The organism is Micromonospora musae, from assembly GCF_003626545.1.
GTDB lineage: Bacteria > Actinomycetota > Actinomycetes > Mycobacteriales > Micromonosporaceae > Micromonospora > Micromonospora musae.
In genome coordinates, this window is the sequence record NZ_RAZS01000007.1 from 127,704 (window position 1) to 148,778 (window position 21,075).

At 72.9% G+C, this 21,075-nt stretch carries 18 protein-coding genes; 14 read left to right on the forward strand and 4 right to left on the reverse strand.

The features are described 5' to 3' along the window. Window positions 1-129: 129 nt before the first annotated feature. Entirely contained in the window at window positions 130-1,164 is a 1,035-nt protein-coding gene (locus D7147_RS20555) for an ABC transporter ATP-binding protein (protein ID WP_120680139.1), read from the reverse strand. 2 nt (window positions 1,165-1,166) lie between these two features. On the opposite strand from D7147_RS20555, the gene D7147_RS20560 reads away from it, so the two are divergent. The 4 genes from D7147_RS20560 to D7147_RS20575 all read left to right on the forward strand — a co-directional run bounded on the left by D7147_RS20560 (window position 1,167) and on the right by D7147_RS20575 (window position 5,614). Beyond that, the gene (locus D7147_RS20560; protein WP_120680141.1) at window positions 1,167-1,853 is read left to right on the forward strand and encodes an ABC transporter permease; all 687 of its coding nucleotides are present in this window, start codon (window positions 1,167-1,169) and stop codon (window positions 1,851-1,853) included. Continuing rightward, window positions 1,850-2,572, forward strand: a complete 723-nt coding sequence (locus D7147_RS20565) for an ABC transporter permease (protein WP_120680143.1) — start codon at window positions 1,850-1,852, stop codon at window positions 2,570-2,572. The genes D7147_RS20560 and D7147_RS20565 overlap by 4 nt, the downstream gene beginning before the upstream one ends. Before the next feature lie 276 nt (window positions 2,573-2,848). Then, window positions 2,849-3,850 (forward strand): glycine betaine ABC transporter substrate-binding protein, encoded by a 1,002-nt coding sequence (locus D7147_RS20570; RefSeq protein ID WP_120680145.1) that lies wholly within the window; start codon window positions 2,849-2,851, stop codon window positions 3,848-3,850. 132 nt (window positions 3,851-3,982) lie between these two features. Then, window positions 3,983-5,614, forward strand: coding sequence for a hypothetical protein (locus D7147_RS20575; protein WP_199734216.1), 1,632 nt, complete (start codon window positions 3,983-3,985; stop codon window positions 5,612-5,614). Between the two features lie 21 nt (window positions 5,615-5,635). Here the strand turns inward: D7147_RS20575 and D7147_RS20580 are convergent, their stop codons facing one another. Then, window positions 5,636-6,823 carry an NADH-quinone oxidoreductase subunit D gene (locus D7147_RS20580; RefSeq protein ID WP_199716654.1) on the reverse strand — a complete coding sequence of 396 codons (1,188 nt, stop codon included), beginning with the start codon at window positions 6,821-6,823 and terminating at the stop codon, window positions 5,636-5,638. Continuing rightward, window positions 6,820-7,854, reverse strand: coding sequence for an SAM-dependent methyltransferase (locus tag D7147_RS20585; RefSeq protein WP_120680149.1), 1,035 nt, complete (start codon window positions 7,852-7,854; stop codon window positions 6,820-6,822). Before D7147_RS20585 ends, D7147_RS20580 begins: the two co-directional genes overlap by 4 nt. A 216-nt stretch (window positions 7,855-8,070) precedes the next feature. On the opposite strand from D7147_RS20585, the gene D7147_RS20590 reads away from it, so the two are divergent. The 7 genes from D7147_RS20590 to D7147_RS20620 all read left to right on the forward strand — a co-directional run bounded on the left by D7147_RS20590 (window position 8,071) and on the right by D7147_RS20620 (window position 15,134). Then, a complete protein-coding gene (locus tag D7147_RS20590; RefSeq protein WP_120680151.1) occupies window positions 8,071-9,036 on the forward strand; it encodes a Rossmann-like and DUF2520 domain-containing protein in 966 nt (321 codons plus the stop codon). A 53-nt stretch (window positions 9,037-9,089) separates the two neighbouring features. Further along, window positions 9,090-9,935, forward strand: coding sequence for a pantoate--beta-alanine ligase (gene panC, locus D7147_RS20595; RefSeq protein ID WP_120680619.1), 846 nt, complete (start codon window positions 9,090-9,092; stop codon window positions 9,933-9,935). A 29-nt stretch (window positions 9,936-9,964) separates the two neighbouring features. After that, a complete protein-coding gene (gene panD / locus D7147_RS20600; protein ID WP_120680153.1) occupies window positions 9,965-10,387 on the forward strand; it encodes an aspartate 1-decarboxylase in 423 nt (140 codons plus the stop codon). A 123-nt stretch (window positions 10,388-10,510) separates the two neighbouring features. Beyond that, a complete protein-coding gene (locus D7147_RS20605; RefSeq protein WP_120680155.1) occupies window positions 10,511-11,404 on the forward strand; it encodes a septum formation family protein in 894 nt (297 codons plus the stop codon). An 81-nt stretch (window positions 11,405-11,485) separates the two neighbouring features. Then, on the forward strand, window positions 11,486-13,180 hold the full coding sequence (locus D7147_RS20610; RefSeq protein WP_120680157.1) for an L-aspartate oxidase: 1,695 nt from the start codon (window positions 11,486-11,488) through the stop codon (window positions 13,178-13,180). Next, window positions 13,177-14,073: a carboxylating nicotinate-nucleotide diphosphorylase gene (nadC, locus tag D7147_RS20615; protein ID WP_120680621.1), complete on the forward strand. Its 897-nt coding sequence runs from the start codon at window positions 13,177-13,179 to the stop codon at window positions 14,071-14,073. The genes D7147_RS20610 and nadC overlap by 4 nt, the downstream gene beginning before the upstream one ends. A 302-nt stretch (window positions 14,074-14,375) precedes the next feature. After that, entirely contained in the window at window positions 14,376-15,134 is a 759-nt protein-coding gene (locus D7147_RS20620) for a type III pantothenate kinase (RefSeq protein ID WP_120680160.1), read from the forward strand. An 18-nt stretch (window positions 15,135-15,152) separates the two neighbouring features. Here the strand turns inward: D7147_RS20620 and D7147_RS20625 are convergent, their stop codons facing one another. Further along, complete coding sequence (locus D7147_RS20625) at window positions 15,153-15,896, reverse strand: class I SAM-dependent methyltransferase (RefSeq protein WP_120680162.1); 744 nt, start codon at window positions 15,894-15,896, stop codon at window positions 15,153-15,155. A gap of 87 nt (window positions 15,897-15,983) precedes the next feature. On the opposite strand from D7147_RS20625, the gene lysS reads away from it, so the two are divergent. The 3 genes from lysS to D7147_RS20640 all read left to right on the forward strand — a co-directional run bounded on the left by lysS (window position 15,984) and on the right by D7147_RS20640 (window position 20,997). Further along, the gene (gene lysS, locus D7147_RS20630) at window positions 15,984-17,492 is read left to right on the forward strand and encodes a lysine--tRNA ligase (RefSeq protein WP_120680164.1); all 1,509 of its coding nucleotides are present in this window, start codon (window positions 15,984-15,986) and stop codon (window positions 17,490-17,492) included. Between the two features lie 112 nt (window positions 17,493-17,604). Further along, window positions 17,605-17,949 (forward strand): histone-like nucleoid-structuring protein Lsr2, encoded by a 345-nt coding sequence (locus D7147_RS20635; RefSeq protein WP_199716655.1) that lies wholly within the window; start codon window positions 17,605-17,607, stop codon window positions 17,947-17,949. A gap of 507 nt (window positions 17,950-18,456) precedes the next feature. Then, window positions 18,457-20,997: an ATP-dependent Clp protease ATP-binding subunit gene (locus D7147_RS20640; RefSeq protein ID WP_120680167.1), complete on the forward strand. Its 2,541-nt coding sequence runs from the start codon at window positions 18,457-18,459 to the stop codon at window positions 20,995-20,997. Window positions 20,998-21,075: the final 78 nt, after the last annotated feature.

Genomic DNA, 21,075 nt, shown 5'->3' on the forward strand with positions numbered 1-21,075 from the left:
TCCAGCCGGTCCGGGGCCCGTCGCCCCGGCCGCACCTGATCTCACGGTCGGCCACGGGCGAGGCGGCGGCGGCACGAGGCGTGGGCGACCCGGGACGGCCGCGCGGTTCCCGCTCCGCCCGGCCGGTCACTACGGCCGGGTCTGATCGCCGGGTCCGGCGGCGAGGTCGAGCAGGTGCTGGCGGTCCAGCGCGCCGACGGGTCGGCCCCCGTCGGTGACCACCACCCGCTGCGCCGCCGAGGTGAGCAGCGTCGCGAGCGCGTCGTACGCCGAGGCGTCGAGCGGTACGGTCGGCGCGTCCGTCGCCCCGTCGGCGGGCACCGGCTCCAGCGCCTCGCGGCGCAGCGGCGTGACCACCAGCCGACGGATGCCCCGGTCGGCGCCGACGAACTCGCGGACGAACGGGGTGGCCGGCGTGCCGAGCAGCGCCGCCGGTGGGGCGTACTGCTCCAGGTGACCGCCCTCGGAGAGCACCGCGACCCGGTCACCGAGCCGGACCGCCTCGTCGAGGTCGTGGGTGACCAGCACGATCGTCTTGCGTACCTCGGCCTGCAGCCGGAGGAACTCCTCCTGCAGCCGGGTACGGACGATCGGGTCCACGGCGGAGAACGGCTCGTCCATGAGCAGCACCACCGGGTCGGCGGCGAGCGCGCGGGCCACGCCGACCCGCTGCCGCTGCCCGCCGGAGAGCTCGTGCGGGTACCGGCCCCCGAACGTGCCCGGGTCGAGGCCGACCAGCTCCAGCAGCTCGTCCACCCGGCTCCGGACCTGCTCCCGGGGCCAGCCGAGCAGCTTCGGAACGGTCGCGACGTTCGCCCGGACCGTCTGGTGCGGGAAGAGGCCGACGTTCTGGATGACGTAGCCGATCCGGCGGCGCAGCCCTACCGGGTCGACCCGGGTGACGTCCTCGTCGCCGAGGAGGATCCGGCCTCCGGTCGGCTCGATCATCCGGTTGATCATCCGCAGCACCGTCGACTTGCCGCAGCCGGACGGGCCGATGAGCACCACCAGCTCGCCGGCGCCGACCTCGAGGCTCAGCCCGCGTACGGCTTCGGTCCCGTCCGGGTAACGCTTGCGGACGCCCTCCAGCGTGATCGACGCCGCGCGCCGCTCGCCGGTGGTCGCGCGCCCGTTGGCGCCGGAGGTCTCCGGGGTAACGTCCACGTATGTCCTTCCGCCTGAGCTACCGGGCCGACCCGGGCAACCCGTGGTTCTCCTGGCAGTACCTGCGGGACAACTCTGACACGCTCACCGTCGCGCTGCGCGACCACGCCTCGCTGACCGCCCGCGCGGTGCTGATCGCCGCCCTGATCGCCGTGCCGCTGGCCGTGGTGGCGTACTGGTTCCGTCCCCTCGCCGGCCCGATCCTCGCCTTCACCGGGGTGCTCTACACCATCCCCTCCCTGGCGCTCTTCGCGTTCATCGCCCCCTACCTGGGCATCGGTACGGTGACGGTGCTCACCGTGGTGGTGCTCTACGCCCTGCTCGTGATCGTGCGTAACACGGTCGCCGGGTTGACCCAGGTGCCACCCGAGGTGCGGGAGGCGGCCGAGGGCATGGGTTACGGCCGGTGGGGACGGCTGTTCCGGATCGAGCTGCCGCTCGCCCTGCCGGGGATCCTCACCGGGCTGCGGCTGGCCACCGTCTCGACCGTGGCGCTGGTCACCGTCGGGGTGGTGGTGGGGCGCGGCGGACTCGGCCAGGTGATCTTCGCCGGCTTCCAGAACAACTTCTACAAGGCGCAGATCATGGCCGGGACGCTGCTCTGCGTCCTGCTCGCCCTGGTGCTGGACCTGATCCTCGCCGGGGTCGGCCGGCTGCTCACCCCGTGGCTCACCCGGAGATCCTCATGAGCGTCATCGAGCAGGCCGTCGTCTGGCTCAACGACCCGCTGAACTGGACCAACCCCGGCGGGGTGCTGGACCGGCTCGGCGAGCACCTGGTCCTCTCCGCCGCCGCGGTCGCGCTGGGCTGCCTGGTGGCCTGGCCGATCGGGCTCTGGCTCGGCCACACCGGGCGCGCCGGTGGCCTGGTCGTGCTGGTGGCGAACGTGACTCTCGCCATCCCGACGCTCGCCCTGCTCACCATCCTGCCGCTGACCTTCCTCGGTTTCGGGCGGCCGTCGGTGATCGTCGCGTTGGCGGTCTTCGCGCTGCCGCCGCTGCTGGCCAACGCGTACACGGGGGTGCGGCAGGCCGATCCGGAGGCGCGGGACGCCGCACGCGGCATGGGGCTCTCCGGCTGGCAGGTGCTACGGCAGGTGGAGCTGCCGCTCGCCGTGCCGTACCTGGCGGCCGGGTTCCGGACCGCCGCCGTGCAGGTGGTGGCCACCGCGGCGCTCGCCTCGTTCGTCAACGGCGGCGGGCTGGGCCAGATCATCCGGGCCGGGTTCGGGTTGGACATCGCCGCCGGTGGTGGCCAGATCCTCGCCGGGGGTGTGCTGGTGGCGGCGCTCGCCGTCTCGGTGGAGGTGGTGCTGGCCCTGGTCGAGCGGGCGGTCACGCCGCGCCAGCTGCGCGCGGCGCGCCGGGGCGCGAACCGCCGGGCCGCCGACGCGGTCGCCGGCGGCTGACGGCGGAGCAGCGCGGCCCGGCGGTCGTGGTCGACGACCGGGGGCCACGGGGCCGGAGTGGTCGGCGGGACCGCTGTGGCCCTGGTCACGTGGCCGAACGCCGCCACACCCCCTCCCGCCTGGCGAGACGGTGACGATCAGGTGACGAACCTCCCCTCCGGTTGTCGTACTCGGCTGGAGGATGTTGGGTGGACGTCGCGGGCATCGGAACGATCGCCCGTCGGACACGCGGCCGGCCCGGAAGGGTCGCGCCGGGACACGGAAGGCGGGCTATACATGCGCGCACGTATTCGACTGGCCGTCGGCGCTGCGGCGGCCCTCACCGCCGCCGGACTGCTGAGCGGCTGCGGCGGCGCCGGCTCGTCCGGCACCGACGCCCCGAAGCAGGAGGCGAGCGGGGCGGGCTGCGCCCCGGTCGCGGGGGACCAGCTGATGGTCCTCGCCGACGACAAGGGGCAGCAGAACAGCGACAACGTCATCCCGGCCGTCAACGCCGACGCGGCGAACCCGCAGCTGCTCGCCGCGGTCGACAAGGTCTCCGCCGCGCTGGACACGCCGAAGCTCATCCAGCTCAACAAGGCTGTCGACGTGGACCGCAAGACCCCGAAGACCGCCGCGGAGGAGTTCGCCTCGGCGAACAACCTCACCGCGGGGATCGCCAAGGGCCCGGGCGGGCCGCTCGTGGTCGGCGCCGCCAACTTCAGCGAGAGCGAGACGCTCGGCGAGCTCTACCGGATCGTGCTGACCGCCGCCGGCTACCAGGTCCGCGTGCAGCAGATCGGCAGCCGGGAGCTCTACGAGCCCGCCCTGGAGAAGGGCGAGATCCAGGTGGTCCCGGAGTACGCCGCGAGCATGGCCGAGTTCCTCAACACCAAGGCCAACGGCCCGAACGCCAAGCCGGTCGCCTCGCCGGAGATCGACAAGACCGTGACCGCGCTGCGGGCCGAAGGCGACAAGGTGGGCATCACCTTCGGCACGCCGTCGGCCGCCCAGGACCAGAACGCCTTCGCGGTCACCAAGGCGTTCTCCGACAAGTACGGCGTCAAGACCCTCTCCGAGCTGGCCAGCAAGTGCTCCGGCCAGGCGACCGTGCTGGCCGGGCCGCCGGAGTGCCCGCAGCGGGTGACCTGCCAGGCCGGACTGGTCCAGGTCTACAACTTCCACGCGGGCTCCTTCAGCTCGCTGGACGCCGGTGGTCCGCAGACCAAGAACGCGCTGAAGACCGGTAGCGCCAGCGTGGGCCTCGTCCTCTCCTCGGACGGCGCGCTCGCCGGCTGACCCCTCTGCACGGGCTCGGCCCGGTCGGCTTCGGCCGGCCGGGCCGGGCCTTTTTCGGGTCGATCCCGGGTACGGCCGCGGTGGCACGGGCCCATTCCCACCCGAAGCCGACTCTCGGTAGGCTGCACAGCCATGCCGGCCCCCGAAGCCATGCGTAGCCGTTCCCTCCTGACGGCCCTCTTCTGGATCGGAGTGGGACTGGCGCCGGTGGCGGCGCTGATCCTGCTGGTCGCCGACGGCAATGGGACGCTGCGCTTCGGCGCGGTGCTCGCCATCCTGGCCGTGGTGCTGATCGGCCTGTCGATCGCGCTCCGCCCCGACGGGGAGAGCGGCCAGGGCCGCGTCGACGAGGTTCTCGACGAGCTGGACGAGCTCCGCCGTGAGCTGCGCAGTGAGATCGTGGCCGCCGCGCAACGCGGAAACCAGGCTCTCGACCAGGCCCAGCGGGCCCAGGAGGCGGTGACCGCGGTACGCCGCAGGCTGGAGGCGACCAGTGCCGCCCTCGCCGGTGCGGCCCTGGGCGGGGCCGAGGAGCCGGTTGGGTCAGGTCGGGCCCGGGTGCCGGTCGCCGAGCCCGAGGAGGACGTTCCGACCGGACGCGCGCGGGCGCCCCGGGAGGAGCCCGGGCCCCGCTGGGCCCGCTCCGGCGGGGCGGACGACGAGGAGCCGGCCCCCCGTTCGGCGTCGGGCCGGCACGGCGCCGACCGTCCGGACCCCGAGCCGGAGCGGCCGGCCGTCGGGACGTACGGCGAGCGGGCCGCCTCGGCCGGGGCGTACGGCGATCGTGCTGGCTCGGCCGGGGCGTACGGCGATCGTGCCGCGGCCGCCGGGTACGGCGGCGAGCGTGCGGGCGCCGCGGCCGGCGGCTACGCCGCCGCGCCCCGTCCCGGCGAGCCGGAGGGCCGGGGGGAGCCGCGGCCGCTGGGCGTGGTCCGGCACACCGAGACGGTGCACGTCACCACCCGGCACACGATCGTGGACGGCGGCCCGGCGGAGTCGGCCAGCGGGCGGTACGGCGGCGGGTACTCGGGCGGCTGGTCGCCGCCGGCCGAGGAGCGGCAGTGGGGCGCCGCCGAGGAGCGGTGGCCGGGCGGCAACCCGCAGGAGCGCTCCTGGTCCGGGTACGCCGGGCAGGACGAGCGCCCCCGCTCCGGTGACGAGCGCCCGTGGGCGGGCGCCGGTGGCCCGCGTGACGAGCCCGGCTGGGATGATCCGCGCGACGACCGGGTTCGCTCGGGTCGGCGCGACGAGCGGGGCTGGTCGGCCCCGGAGGGCCAGTGGGACCGGGCGGAGCCGCCGGCCGGCCCGGAGGCGCGGGGCTGGGGTGAGCCGGCGGAGCCGGACCGGCCGGTGCAGGCGGACGAGACCGGCCAGTACTGGGCGCAGCTGCGCGCCGGTGACCGGTGGGCCTCGGTCCGGGAGGACGACCGGGGCCGGGAGCTGCGGATGGGCGAGCGGCGGGCCGAGGCGCACGCCGACGCGACCGGCAGTGAGTACCGGGTCGCCGACCGCTGGGCGTCGGTCCGTCGGGACGAGCCGCGCCGCGAGTACGACCGGGGCCGCGACGAGGGCCGGCGGGGCGGCTGGGTCGAGCCGGAGGAGCGGGCGCTGCCCGCCGGCGGGGTACCCGTGCCCGACGAGTGGCGCCCGCCGCGCCAGCGGGGGCCGGTCGACGCCGAGCCGGAGCGGGTGAGCCGCCGCGCGCGGGTCGACGAGGACCCCTACGGCTACCCGCCCCGCGACGACGGCTCCCGCTGGCGCTGACCGGCGCCGCCCGGGGGCGGCCTACTTGTCGATGTCGCCGACCACGAAGAACATCGAGCCGAGGATCGCGATCAGGTCCGGCACCAGGCAGCCCGGCAGCAGGGTCGCCAACGCCTGCACGTTGGCGTACGACGCGGTGCGCAGCTTCAACCGCCACGGCGTCTTCTCGCCCCGCGAGACGAGGTAGTAGCCGTTGACGCCGAGCGGGTTCTCGGTCCACGCGTAGGTGTGCCCCTCGGGTGCCTTGACCACCTTCGGCAGCCGCGTGTTCACCGGCCCGGTGAGCCGGTCGACCCGCTCCAGGCACTGCTCGGCGAGGTCGAGCGAGACGTACACCTGCTCGAGCAGGAGCTCGAACCGGGCGTGGCAGTCCCCGGCGGTCCGCGTCACCACCGGCACGTTCAGCTCGTCGTAGGCGAGGTAGGGATCGTCGCGGCGCAGGTCCAGGTCGAGGCCGGAGGCGCGGGCGACCGGGCCGGAGGCCCCGAACGCCGCGGCGTCCGCCGCCGAGAGCACCCCGACGCCGACGGTACGGGCCAGGAAGATCTCGTTGCGCCGGATCAGGTCGTCCAGGTCGGGCATGCGTCGGCGTACCTCACCGATGGCGGCCCGCGCCCGGCCGGTCCAGCCGGACGGCACCTCCTCCTTCAGCCCGCCCACCCGGTTGAACATGTAGTGGATGCGGCCGCCGGAGACCTCCTCCATCACCGTCTGGAGCGTCTCCCGCTCGCGGAAGGCGTAGAACATCGGCGTGATCGCGCCGATCTCCAGGGGGTAGGAGCCGAGGAACATCAGGTGGTTGAGCACCCGGTTGAGCTCGGCGAGGGCCATCCGTAGCCAGGTCGCCCGCTCCGGCACCTCCAGCCCCATCAGCCGTTCGACGGCGAGCACCACGCCCAGCTCGTTCGAGAAGGCCGACAGCCAGTCGTGCCGGTTGGCCAGCACGATGATCTGCCGGTAGTCGCGTACCTCGAAGAGCTTCTCCGCACCCCGGTGCATGTAGCCGACGATCGGTTCGGCCGAGACCACCCGCTCACCGTCGAGCACCAGCTTCAGTCGCAGCACCCCGTGGGTGGAGGGGTGCTGCGGGCCGATGTTGAGCACCATGTCGGTGCCGAGCTGCTCCCCGCCGGCACCCGCCACCAGGCCGGCTCCGGTGCCGACGGTCAGCTCACGGAGATCCCGGGCGTCGGTGGTCATGCCCGTCATCGTGCCACGACCGGGTCGAGCGGCACGTCGACCGGTTGCCACAGCCACCGATGCCCGCCCAGGCCGGCCGGGTCGGTCAGCTCGGCCACCGTGGACGCCGCGGCGAGCGCCCGCACGTACCCGGCCGGGTCGGTGCCGGCCAGCGTCAGCGGCGGCCGGCCGCCGTCGGCCCCGAGCGCCCGCAACGCCTCCCGCTGCGACGACAAGGTGTACGCGCACCGGGCGACCCGCTCACCGGCGGAGGCGACGGAGTCCAGGGCGACGTGTGCGGTGACGTCGCACGATCCGTCCGGCACCGGCGGTACCTGCCGCCCGCCCCGGTATCCGGTGACCGTCCCGCCGATCGGCCGTTCCGCCCGCAGGTGCCCGTAGTCCACGGCCAACGCCAGCCCCCGGTCGACGTGGCGCACCGCCTCGGCCCAGGCCTCGTCCCTGCTCCGTCCGATCTCGGCCCGGGCGTCGGTCGCCGTGGCTGTCTCCGGGCCGGTCGAGTCGGCTGGGTCGCTGCCGGGCACAGGCCACCAGGTGGCGAGCCACTCGGCGTCCTCCGGACCGACCGGGTCACCGATCGACTCCTCGCCGGTCGCCGGGTCGACGAGCAGGTAGCGCCACCCGCCCTCGGTGTGGACGGCGATGTCCAGCGGTACGTTGTCGAGCCACTCCGTGGCCAGGAGCAGCCCGGTCATCCCGCTCGGGATCTCGGCCCTCCAGGTGATCTCGTCCGGCAGGTCGTCCGGCCGCGGTGCCAACTCGACAGCCGTGAGTCGCAACCGTGCCGCCGTCGCCGGCTGCATCCCGGCGAGGGCCCGCAGCAGCTCGCCGCGACCGGCGCCGACGTCGACCACGTCCAGCCGGTCGGGGTGGCCGAGGACGGCGTCGACCTGCTCGATCACGCGGAGCAGGGCAGCGGCGAAGACCGGGGACGCGTGCACGCTGGTGCGGAAGTGGTCGGCCGGGCCGGACCCGGAGACGAAGAAGCCGCCCGGGCCGTAGAGCGCCCGGTCCATCGCGTCCCGCCAGCGGATCGACATCAGTTCATTCCTCGGTCGGAGGGGCCGTCACGTGCCGACCCTACGGTCATCCGGCCCGGGGCGACTCCTCGTCCCCGCCGCGGACGGGCCGGGAGGGCGTCGCTTCCGACCCGCCGCCCCGGGTGGTGAAGGTTTTCACACCAGGGGTTTCGATGCCCTCCGGCGGGCGCATACTTCAGATCGACCGGTACCCCTCTCGAGGACTGGATCATCGCCATGAGCGCACCGTTGCGCCCGCGTCCGGCCGCCCCCAGGCGGGCCGCCGTCGCCGTGGGCTCCGCCCGTCCGGGCGCCCTTCCCCGTAGCCTCACCGTCGGCGTCATCGGCGCCGGCCGCGTCGGCGCCGTACTGGGTGCAGCGTTCTCCGCCGCCGGGCACCGGGTGGTCGCCGCCACCGGCGGATCGGGCGTCAACCCGCACCGGTTCGCGCTGCTGCCCGGCGTCGCGCCGAGCTCCGCCGCCGAGGTGGCCCGGGCCGCCACCGATCTGCTGCTGATCGCCGTACCGGACGACGCCCTCGCCCGGGTGGTCGCCGCGCTGGCCGACGGCGGCCTGCTCCACCCCGGGCAGGTGGTCGCGCACACCTCCGGGGCGCACGGGCTGGCCGTGCTCGACCCGGCCGAGGCGGTCGGCGCCCGACCACTCGCCCTGCACCCGGCGATGACCTTCACCGGCACCTCCGACGACCTCGGCCGGCTCGCCGGCATCTCGTACGGGGTGACCGCGCCCGCCGACCTCCGGCCGCTCGCGGCTCGGCTCGTCGCCGACCTCGGCGGGGTGCCGGAGTGGGTCGGTGAGGCGGACCGCCCGCTCTACCATGCGGCGTTGGCGCACGGCGCCAACCATCTGGTGACGCTGGTCAACGAGGCGGCCGACCGGCTGCGCGACGCCGGGGTGACCCAGCCGCAGAAGGTGCTCGCCCCGCTGCTGCGGGCCGCGCTGGAGAACGCGCTGCGCTACGGCGACGACGCGCTGACCGGCCCGGTCTCCCGTGGCGACGCCGGCACCGTCGAGCGCCACCTGGCCCGGCTCGCGGCGACCGCGCCCGAGTCGGTGGCCCCGTACCTGGCCCTCGCCCGCCGCACCGCCGACCGGGCCATCGCCGGCGGTCGGCTGGCCCCGACGGACGCGGCGTCGCTGCTCGGGGTGCTCGCCGACACCCAGCGGCGGACCGCCGCGTGACCGGGACGGTGCGGCATGAACAGGTCGACGACGATCCGGAAGGTGGCCGCCACATGGAGCTGGTGACGACCCGCGAGGAACTCGCGAGGGCGCGCGCCGAGCTGACCGGCGCGGTCGGCGTGGTGATGACCATGGGTGCCCTGCACGAGGGGCACGAGGCGCTGCTGCGCGTGGCTCGGGAACAGGCCGACCACGTGCTGGTGACGATCTTCGTGAATCCGCTGCAGTTCGGCCCGAACGAGGACTTCGACCGTTACCCGCGTACCCTCGCCGCCGATCTGGAGGTCTGCCGGCGGGCCGGCGCGGACGTGGTCTTCGCGCCGAGCCGGGAGGAGATCTACCCGGGTGGCGAGCCCCGGGTCCGGGTCAATCCGGGCGGCCTCGGTGAGGACCTGGAGGGGCAGAGCCGGCCCGGCTTCTTCCACGGGGTGCTGACCGTGGTGCTGAAGCTGTTCCAGCTCACCCGGCCCGACCTGGCCTTCTTCGGCGAGAAGGACTACCAGCAGTTGACCCTGATCCGGCGGATGGCCCGTGACCTGGACGTGCCGGTGCGGGTGGTCGGCGTGCCGACCGTGCGGGAGCCGGACGGGCTGGCTCTCTCCAGCCGCAACCGGTACCTCTCCGAGCCCGAGCGGGCCGCCGCGCTGAGCCTCTCCGCCGCGCTGCGTGCCGGTGCCGACGCCGCCGAGCAGGGCGGGGACGCCGGTGTGGTGCTCAGCGCCGCACACCACGCGTTCGGCGCCGGTACGCCCGGCGCGCAGCTGGACTACCTGGTGCTGACCGACCCGGAGCTGGAGCCGGGCCCGGTGGACGGCCCGGCGCGGCTGCTCGTCGCCGCCCGGGTCGGCGCCACCCGCCTGATCGACAACATGCCGGTCCACCTCGCCCCCCGTTCCTGAACCCCCCGCTCCACGAAAGGCCCACCCCGATGTTGCGAACGATGCTCAAGTCGAAGATCCACCGGGCCACGGTGACCCAGGCCGACCTGCACTACGTCGGCTCGGTCACGGTGGACGAGGATCTGCTCGACGCCGCCGACCTGCTCCCCGGCGAGCAGGTGGTGATCGTGGACATCACCAACGGCGCCCGGTTGGAGACGTACGTGATCCCGGGCGAGCGCGGCAGCGGCGTGATCGGCATCAACGGCGCGGCCGCACACCTGGTGCACCCCGGTGACCTGGTCATCCTCATCTCGTACGGGCAGATGGACGACGCCGAGGCGCGTACCTACCGGCCCCGCGTGGTGCATGTGGACGTCGACAACCGCGTCGTGGACCTGACGGCGGACCCGTCGACCGCGGTCCCCGGCACCGCGGGTGACCCCATCCGGAACCCGTACGCCGTGGTCTGACCGGCCCACGTTCGGCCCGTCCGGGGCGACTCGGCCGGCAAACGCGGTCTGTCACCGGAAGGTCATTGCTGGTTACCCTTGTCACACCTGCCGGGAGGCGGGCGGTGCCTGGGGGAGGCCGCGATGCGCCGTTCGATGACCGTCCTGCTCGCGGTCGCCACCACGGCGGTCCTGCTGGCGGGCTGCGCGACGGGTGACGGGGACGGCGACGTCACCGACGACTGGCCCGCCCTGCCGGCCGCCGCGGCCTTCACCCCGGCCGTCGGGGTGTGCCAGGCGGCCGACTTCGCGGACGTGGTGACCCTGGCGGCGTACCAGCCGATCGACTGCGCCGAGCCGCACCGGGTGGAGACCGTGCACGTCGGCGCGTTTCCGACGGCGTCGCCCGCCGCGCCCGCCGGTGGCTCTGCCGAGCTGCGGGGCGCGTTCGCCGAGTGCGACACCCGGGCCACCGGGTACGTGGGGGACGACTGGCGGGCCGGGAGGCTGCGACTCTCGGTGGCGGTGCCCTCGGGGGTGGGCTGGGCGGCCGGCTCCCGCTGGTACCGGTGCGACCTCTCCGAGCTGAACACCGTCGAGGCCGCCGCGACAGTGGTGACCCGTACGGGCAGTCTCCGCGACGCGCTGAAGGGCCCGTCTCCGCTGCGGCTGGGCTGCCAGCAGACCCGCGGCGGCGAGGGCGGGGCCGTGCAGGCGCTGGTACCGGTCGACTGCGCGACCCGCCACGACGCCGAGTTCGTCGGGGTGTGGCGGGCTCCCGAGGGCCCGTACCCGACGCGACAGGCGGACTGGCTGCCCCTCTACGCCGGGTGCCGCTCGGTGCTCGGCCGGTTCGTCGGTGTGCCCGACGACGCCCAGCTCCGTTTCCGCAGCGGTGTGGTGGTCCGTCCACCCGGGGCGGGGCGGTGGCGGGTCGGTGACCGGGGCGTGCGCTGCTACCTCTGGCTCAGCCACCGGACGGTCATCGGTTCGCTCAACGACGCCGGCCCGGCCGGCCTGCCGGTACGCACTCGCTGAGCCGGTACGGACGGAGTAGCCCAAACCACTCGTCCCGCCCCCGCCGCCTCTCGCGAGCCTCACTCGGGGTTGACTGTCTTCATGGAGTTTCCGACCGTCGACGTGCCGGCCCTGCCGAGGCTGCTGGCGGCGCCGGCCCCGGGCTGGGTGGAGACCACCGACGTGATCGTGGTCGGCTCGGGCGTGGCCGGGCTCACCGCGGCGCTGCACCTGCGGGAGACGGGTCTGCACGTCACCGTCGTGACCAAGGTCAACATCGACGACGGCTCCACCCGGTGGGCGCAGGGCGGCATCGCCGCGGTGCTCGACCCGGCGGACACCCCGGCCGCGCACGCCTCGGACACCGAGATCGCGGGGGTGGGGCTCTGCGACCCGGCCGCGGTCCGCGTCCTGGTCGAGGAGGGACCGATCCGGCTGCGCGAGCTGATGCGGATCGGCGCCGAGTTCGACCGGAATCCCGACGGCTCGCTGATGCTCACCCGGGAGGGCGGGCACCGGGCCGACCGGATCGTGCACGCCGGCGGCGACGCGACCGGTGCCGAGGTGCAACGGGCGCTGCACGCCGCCGTACGCCGTGATCCGTGGATCCGGCTGGTCGAGCACGCCCTGGTGCTGGACCTGCTGCGCGCACCGGGCGACGGCCCGGACGGGCTCGGCCCGGCGTGCGGGATCACCCTGCACGTGCTCGGCGAGGGCAGCGAGGACGGGGTCGGCGCCATCCTGGCGCGGGCCGTCGTGCTCGCCACCGGCGGCATGGGGCAGATCTTCGCGGCCACCACGAACCCGGCGGTCTCGACCGGCGACGGGGTGGCGTTGGCGATGCGCGCCGGCGCGGCGGTGACCGACGTCGAGTTCGTCCAGTTCCACCCGACGGCCCTGATCGTGCCGGAGCAGGCGGGGGTGCCCGGCACCGGCCGCGCCCAGCAGCCGCTGGTCTCCGAGGCGCTGCGCGGCGAGGGCGCGTACCTGGTGGACGGTGACGGGAAGCGCTTCATGGTGGGCCAGCACGAGCTGGCCGAGCTGGCCCCGCGGGACGTCGTGGCGAAGGGCATCCACCGGGTGCTGCTCGCCACCGGGGCGGACCACGTCTTCCTCGACGCCCGGCACCTCGGCGGTGACTTCCTGGCCCGCCGCTTCCCGACGATCGTGGCGTCCTGCCTGGCGATCGGGGTCGACCCGGCCACCGACCTGATCCCGGTCGCGCCGGCCGCCCACTACGCCTCCGGTGGGGTCCGCACGGACCTGCGCGGCCGCACCTCCATCCCCGGCCTGTACGCCTGCGGCGAGGTCGCCTGCACCGGGGTGCACGGCGCGAACCGGCTGGCCAGCAACTCGCTGCTGGAGGGGCTGGTCTTCTCCCGCCGGATCGCCGAGGAGATCGGCGTCGGGCTGCCCGAGCAGGCCCGGCCGGCCGAGGTCGGGGCCTGGGTGGGCGGCACCGGTTGGGTGGTGCCGGCGGAGGGGACGCCGACTTTGCAGCGGGCCATGACCCGGGGCGCGGGAGTGCTCCGCTCGGCGGAGACGCTCGCCGCGACGGCCGGGGTCCTCACCGACCTGGGTACCGGGCGGGGGCGGCCGCGGATGGCCGACTGGGAGGCGACCAACCTGATCACGGTGGCGTCGACGCTGGTCGCCGCCGCGTACGCCCGCCAGGAGACCCGTGGGTGTCACTGGCGGGAGGACTTCCCGACGGCTGACGAGCGGTGGCTGGGCCACCTCGTCGAGGCGGTCGGTGCGCATGGCCGGTTGACGCAGCAGTGGGAGGGGACGCGATGAGGGAGTCGACGGAGCAGGCGTTGCGGGTCGGCGGTCTGGACCCGAGCGAGGTACGCGGGTTGATCGTCGGCGCGCTGACCGAGGACCTGGGCCCGGAGTTCCTCGACGTCACGAGCGTCGCGACCATCCCGGCCGAACAGACCGACACCGCCGACCTGGTGGCTCGCGCGGACGGCGTGGTCGCCGGGCTGGCCGTGGCCGCCGCCGTCTTCGAACTGGTCGGGGAGGTGACGGGCGCCGGTCGTACGGTCGAGGTGTCGTTGGTGGCCCACGACGGCCGGCGGGTGGCCCGCGGTGACGTGCTGGCGACGGTGACCGGCCCGACCCGACTGCTGCTCACCGCCGAGCGGACGGCGCTCAACCTGCTCAGCCGGATGTCCGGGGTGGCCACGCACACCCGGGCCTGGGCCGACGCGCTGGCCGGCACGAAGGCGACGGTGCTGGACACCCGGAAGACCACGCCGGGCCTGCGCTCCCTGGAGAAGTACGCGGTACGCGCCGGTGGTGGCACCAACAAGCGGTTCGGCCTCTACGACGTCGCGATGATCAAGGACAACCACAAGTTCGCGGCGGGCGGCATCCCGGCCGCCTACCGGCGGGTCCGGGCGGCGTTCCCGGAGGTGCCGGTGCAGGTGGAGGTGGACACCGTCGCCGAGGCGGTGGAGGCGGTCGAGGCGGGCGCCGACTTCCTGCTGCTGGACAACATGACCCCGGCGCAGCTGCGTGAGGTGGTCGCCCAGGTGGGGGACCGGGCCGAGCTGGAGGCGACGGGCGGGCTGACCCTGCCGGTGGCGGCGGAGTACGGGGCGACCGGGGTCGACTACCTCTCGGTCGGCGCGTTGACCCACTCGTCGCCGATCCTCGACATCGCCCTGGACCTCCGTACCGAATAACGCCTCGGTCTGGCTGCTCGGGCTCGCCGATGGACACGTTTGCGCCGGGCTCGGCCTGTGCGTCGGGCTCGGGTGGTTGTCCTGTTCGGCTCCTTTGGAGCTGAGTTGTTGGCGTCATCGCGCGCCGCGCGGTCGGTCCGCCGACGGCGGGCGCGCGGGTGGTGGCGGGTGCGCGCCGGGAGCGGCGCGGCGACCGCCGGCTCGTACCGAATCGTCTACGTCATCAGCTCCGAAGCGTCGCCGTGGCCATAGCCCGACCCGCTCCGCGCCCTGCCCGGACGCGCGTTGTCTAGGCTTCGTGCGTGCTGCTCTGCATCGACATCGGAAACACCAACACCGTGCTGGCGACCTTCGACGGCGACAAGCTGGTGCACTCGTGGCGGATAAAGACGGACGCCCGGTCCACCGCCGACGAGCTGGGGCTGATGTTCCGGGGACTGCTCGCCGGCGACGCCGTCGAGATCACCGGAGTAGCGGCCTGTTCGACAGTTCCGGCGGCGCTGCGCTCGCTGCGTTCGATGCTCGCCCGCTACTACGACAAGCTGCCCAGCGTGATCGTCGAGCCGGGGGTGCGGACCGGGGTCCAGCTGGCGATCGACAACCCCAAGGAGGTGGGCTCGGACCGGGTGGTGAACACCCTGGCCGCGTACACGCTCTACGGCGGTCCGTCGATCGTTGTCGACTTCGGTACCACCACAAACTTCGACGTCATCAGCGAACGCGGCGAGTTCCTGGGGGGCGCCTTCGCCCCGGGTATCGAGATCTCCTTCGACGCGCTCGCCGCGCGCGCGGCCCAGCTGCGCAAGGTGGAGGCCACCAAGCCGCGGTCGGTGATCGGCAAGAACACCGTGGAGTGCCTCCAGTCCGGCCTCTACTTCGGCTTCGCGGGGCAGGTGGACCGCATCGTCGAGCGGATGGCCGAGGAGCTCGGCGACGTGAAGGCGGTCATCGCCACCGGGGGCCTCGCCTCGCTGGTCATCGACGAATGCCGGACGATCACCCACCACGAGCCGATGATCACGCTGATCGGCCTGCGGATGATCTACGACCGCAACACGTGATCGACGGGGCCGCGCCGGTCAGCGGCGCCGGGCCCGCAGCACGACGGTCCAGTACGGCAGCTCCACCGTCGCCCGCCCGGCCAGGTCGGGGTGGGTGGCGAGGAGCTGCCGCAGGCCCCGCTCCACCCGCTGCCGCTCCTCGGCGGATGCGGTGAGCCAGTACGAGCGGGTCCTGATCAGCGCGACCACGTCGTCCGGGGTGAGCGTGGTGGTGTGCTCGAACTCGCCCGCCTCGATCGGCTGGAACTCCGGGCCGAAGTCGGCGTACTTCTCGACGACGTTTCCGGCGCTGTCCCCCAGGTGGGCGATCCGGCCCAGCTCCGCCACCCAGCCGACCCGTTCGTCGCGGATGTTCCAGATCGGCGCGAAGGTGCCGCCGGGCCGGAGCAGTCGGGCGAGCTCGGCGTGCGCCGGCTCCCGGTCGAACCAGTGGTACGCCTGCCCCACCAGCACCGCGTCCACCGTGCCGTCGGGCAGCGGCACGGCCTCTGCGCTGCCCGCGAGCGCCGTCGTGCCGGGCGTCGCCGCGTCGAGTTGGGCGCGCATGCCCGGGTCGGGCTCCACCGGGATCACCTCGTGCCCAAGGGCCAGCACGCCCCGGGTCAGGATCCCGGTGCCGGCGCCGAGGTCGACGACGCGAGCGGGCACGGTGGCCACGCCCGCGAGGGCCCACCGCAGCGCCGCTTCCGGATAACGCGGCCGGAAACGGTCGTACTCGGCCGCGGCGGCCCCGAAGGAGAGGGCCTGGGTGTGATCAACCATGACGCGGAGGTTATCCCGTAACAGCCGACTGGGGGCTTGAGTACGCTCGGGCGTGACCCCCGTATCTCCCTGACGAGGAAGCATGCCGTGATCGAGCAGAACGCCCTACCCGTGGACCCCGCCGACGACCTTCCGGAGCAGATGAAGGTTCGCCGGGAGAAGCGGGACCGCATGCTCGCCGACGGCGTCGAGCCCTACCCGGTCGGCTACTCCCGCACGCACACCCTCGCCGAGGTGCGCGCGCGCTACGCCGACCTGCCGACCGACACCGCGACCGGCGACCGGGTCTCCGTCACCGGCCGGGTGATCTTCGTACGGAACACCGGGAAGCTCTGCTTCGCGACCCTCCGGGACGGTGACGGCACCGAGTTGCAGGCGATGCTCTCCCTGGACCGGGTCGGCCCGGAGCGGCTGGAGGACTGGAAGCGCCTGGTGGACCTCGGTGACCACGTCGGCGTCACCGGCGAGGTGATCACCAGCCGGCGCGGTGAGCTCTCCGTGCTGGTCGAGGAGTGGGCGGTCACGGCGAAGTCGCTGCGTCCGCTGCCGGTGGCGCACAAGCCGCTCTCCGAGGAGGCCCGCGTCCGGCAGCGCTACGTCGACCTGATCGTCCGCCCCCAGGCGCGGGAGATGGTCCGTACCCGGGCCGCGGCGGTCCGTAGTCTGCGCGACTCCCTGCACGGGCGGAACTTCATCGAGGTCGAGACCCCGATGCTTCAGTTGCTGCACGGCGGCGCCGCGGCGCGCCCATTCGTGACCCACAGCAATGCGTTGAACACCGATCTGTATCTGCGAATCGCGCCGGAACTGTTTCTGAAGCGCGCGGTGGTCGGTGGTGTCGACCAGGTCTTCGAGATCAACCGCAACTTCCGGAATGAGGGTGTCGACTCTTCGCACTCTCCGGAGTTCGCGATGCTGGAGACCTACCAGGCGTACGGCGACTACGACACGATGGCCGAGCTGACCCGCAATCTCGTGCAGCAGGCGGCGATCGCGGTGAGCGGCTCGACGGTTGTCACGCACGCCGATGGGCGGGAGTTCGACCTGGGCGGCGAGTGGCGGTCGGTGACGCTGTTCGGGGTGCTTTCCGAGGCGCTCGGCGAGGAGGTCACGGTCCGCACGGAGCGCGCCCGCCTGGTGGAGTACGCCGACAAGGTGGGGCTCGCCGTCGACCCGAAGTGGGGCCCCGGCAAGCTCGCCGAGGAGCTGTTCGAGGAGCTGGTCGTCCCGGGGCTGATCGAGCCCACGTTCATCCGGGACTACCCGGTGGAGACGAGCCCGCTCACCCGGGCGCACCGCACCGAGCCGGGGCTCGCCGAGAAGTGGGACCTCTACGTGTGCAGCTTCGAGCTGGCCACCGCGTACTCGGAGCTGGTCGACCCGGTCGTGCAGCGGGAGCGGCTGGTGGCCCAGGCGCAGCTCGCCGCCCGCGGTGACGACGAGGCGATGCGGCTCGACGAGGACTTTCTCCGCGCCATGGAGTACGGAATGCCACCGGCCGGTGGTATGGGAATGGGAATCGATCGGCTCTTGATGGCGCTCACCGGGCTGGGAATTCGGGAAACGATCCTGTTCCCGTTGGTCCGTCCCGAGTAGTCGCCGGTCGCCGCCGGGCTGTCATACCGCATCCTATTGACGCCATGTGCGTCGTACGGGTTATTGTGCTTGCGAGTTAGCAGGAGCACCCTGCTCGAAAGGAATGTGGGACGTGGCCAAGCAGATCATTCACAAGCTGGTCGATGACCTGGACGGCGGGGACGCGGACGAGACGGTCAAGTTCGCGTTGGACGGCGTCCAGTACGAGATCGACCTGTCGAGTTCGAACGCCGAGAAATTGCGCGACGTATTCGCGCCGTACGTCGGGGCGGGCACCAAGGTCGGCCGCGGCGGCGTGGTGGTCGGTGGCCGGGCGGCCCGCGGCCGGGGCGGCGCGACCGCCGACCGGGAGCAGAACCGCGCGATCCGCGACTGGGCCAAGAAGGCGGGGAAGGACATCTCCGACCGGGGACGCATCCCCCAGGAGATCGTCGACGAGTACCACGCCCGGCGCTGATCGAGGCGACTGTGGCGGCGACCGACGCCGGGCCGGAGCATCTCCGGGCCGGCGTCGCCGCATCTGGGGCCCGGAGTGCGAGCTTCCCGCCGCCGTGTCCGGTATCAACCTGATTGTGATTCGCTGCGCTGGGAAGAAACCCCCGCGGGGCGGCGTTGTCCACAGCCGGTGGAGTATTCGTCCACAGCCTGTGGATGACTCCCGGGCGGCCCGCCGACGGGCCGCGCCGACGCGGATCCGGCCCACCCGAGGGCCCGGACAGCCCGTTCGGGCGACGGTGAGAATTTCGCTCTACGCGTAGCGCCGGGGGTACCGGAACACCTCCTGAGCGCGCACGGTTGTGCAAAACGACGCGTACGCGGCAGCTGCCGGAGCCACACGACCTCAGCTGAGTCGGTCCGCGGCGATAGAGTAATGAGGCACGGACGCCCGTCCCGGACGTCCGCGCACCGGCCCCGCCAAGATCTTTGACCATCAAGGCGCACGGCACGTGAGGAGCACGAGGGCATGTTCGAGCGGTTCACCGACCGAGCGCGACGGGTTGTCGTCCTGGCCCAGGAAGAGGCCCGGATGCTCAACCACAACTACATCGGTACGGAGCACATCCTGCTGGGCCTGATCCACGAGGGCGAGGGCGTCGCCGCCAAGGCTCTGGAGAGCCTCGGCATCTCGCTGGAGGGCGTCCGCCAGCAGGTCGAGGAGATCATCGGCCAGGGCCAGCAGGCGCCGAGCGGGCACATCCCGTTCACGCCGCGGGCCAAGAAGGTGCTGGAGCTGTCGCTGCGCGAGGCGCTGCAGCTCGGCCACAACTACATCGGCACGGAGCACATCCTGCTCGGTCTGATCCGTGAGGGTGAGGGCGTCGCCGCCCAGGTGCTGGTCAAGCTCGGCGCGGACCTCAACCGGGTCCGCCAGCAGGTGATCCAGCTGCTCTCCGGCTACCAGGGCAAGGAGCCGGCTGCCGCCGGCGCCGCTTCGGGTGAGGCCGCGCCGTCCACCAGCCTCGTGCTGGACCAGTTCGGCCGTAACCTGACCCAGGCCGCCCGTGAGGGCAAGCTCGACCCGGTCATCGGGCGCGAGAAGGAAATCGAGCGGGTCATGCAGGTGCTCTCCCGCCGTACCAAGAACAACCCGGTCCTGATCGGTGAGCCCGGCGTCGGTAAGACCGCCGTGGTGGAGGGGCTGTCCCAGAAGATCATCAAGGGCGAGGTGCCCGAGACTCTGAAGGACAAGCAGCTCTACACGCTCGACCTCGGTGCGCTGGTCGCCGGTTCCCGTTACCGCGGTGACTTCGAGGAGCGCCTCAAGAAGGTGCTCAAGGAGATCCGGACGCGCGGCGACATCATCCTCTTCATCGACGAGATCCACACCCTGGTGGGCGCGGGTGCCGCCGAGGGCGCGATCGACGCGGCGAGCATCCTCAAGCCGATGCTGGCCCGCGGCGAGCTGCAGACCATCGGTGCCACCACCCTCGACGAGTACCGCAAGCACCTGGAGAAGGACGCCGCTCTCGAGCGCCGCTTCCAGCCGATCCAGGTGGGTGAGCCCTCGCTGGCCCACACCATCGAGATCCTCAAGGGACTGCGCGACCGCTACGAGGCGCACCACCGGGTCTCGATCACGGACGCCGCTCTCGTGGCTGCCGCGACCCTGGCCGACCGGTACATCTCCGACCGCTTCCTGCCGGACAAGGCGATCGACCTGATCGACGAGGCCGGTGCCCGGATGCGGATCCGGCGGATGACCGCGCCGCCAGACCTGCGCGACTTCGACGAGCGGATCGCCCAGGTCCGCCGCGACAAGGAGTCCGCGATCGACGCGCAGGACTTCGAGCGCGCCGCCCAGCTGCGGGACAAGGAGAAGCAGCTCCTCGGCCAGAAGGCGCAGCGGGAGAAGGAGTGGAAGGCCGGTGACCTGGACGTCGTCAGCGAGGTCGACGACGAGCAGATCGCCGAGGTGCTCGGCAACTGGACCGGCATCCCGGTCTACAAGCTGACCGAGGAGGAGACCTCGCGCCTGCTGCGCATGGAGGACGAGCTGCACAAGCGCGTCATCGGCCAGGAGGACGCGGTCAAGGCGGTGTCCAAGGCGATCCGGCGTACCCGCGCCGGCCTGAAGGACCCGAAGCGTCCGTCGGGCTCGTTCATCTTCGCCGGTCCGTCCGGTGTCGGTAAGACCGAGCTCTCCAAGGCGCTGGCCGAGTTCCTGTTCGGCAGCGAGGACGCCCTCATCCAGCTGGACATGTCCGAGTTCCACGACCGCTACACGGTCTCCCGGCTGGTGGGTGCCCCTCCCGGCTACGTCGGCTACGACGAGGGCGGGCAGCTGACCGAGAAGGTGCGGCGTCGGCCGTTCTCGGTGGTCCTCTTCGACGAGATCGAGAAGGCCCACCCGGACGTCTTCAACACGCTGCTCCAGATCCTGGAGGACGGTCGGCTCACCGACGGTCAGGGCCGGATCGTGGACTTCAAGAACACGGTCATCATCCTGACCACCAACCTCGGTACGCGTGACGTGGCCAAGGCGGTGTCGCTGGGCTTCCAGGCGTCGGAGGACTCCGACTCCAACTACGACCGGATGAAGCAGAAGGTCAACGACGAGCTCAAGCAGCACTTCCGGCCTGAGTTCCTGAACCGGATCGACGACACCATCGTCTTCCACCAGCTGCGCGAGTCGGAGATCCTCTCGATCGTCGACATCATGATCCAGCGGATCGAGACGCAGCTGCGCAACAAGGACATGGGTCTGGAGCTGACCGACAACGCCAAGAAGTACCTGGCGAAGAAGGGCTTCGACCCGGTGCTCGGTGCGCGTCCGCTGCGTCGCACGATCCAGCGCGACATCGAGGACAACCTCTCCGAGCGGATCCTCTTCAACGAGCTGACCCCGGGTCAGATCGTGGTGGTGGACTGCGAGGGCGACCCGGCCGACATCGACAAGTCGAAGCTCGTCTTCCGGGGCGCGGACAAGCCGGACACCGTTCCGGACGCCGTGCCGGCGGATCTCGGTGGCGCTGCCACCGCGGGCGCGGACGACGCGGCGGCGTAACGTCGGAGAGCAGTAAGGGGCGGGGCCCCGGTGGCAGCAGCCACCGGGGCCCCGCCTTTCCCGTCCTCCGCGGGTGAT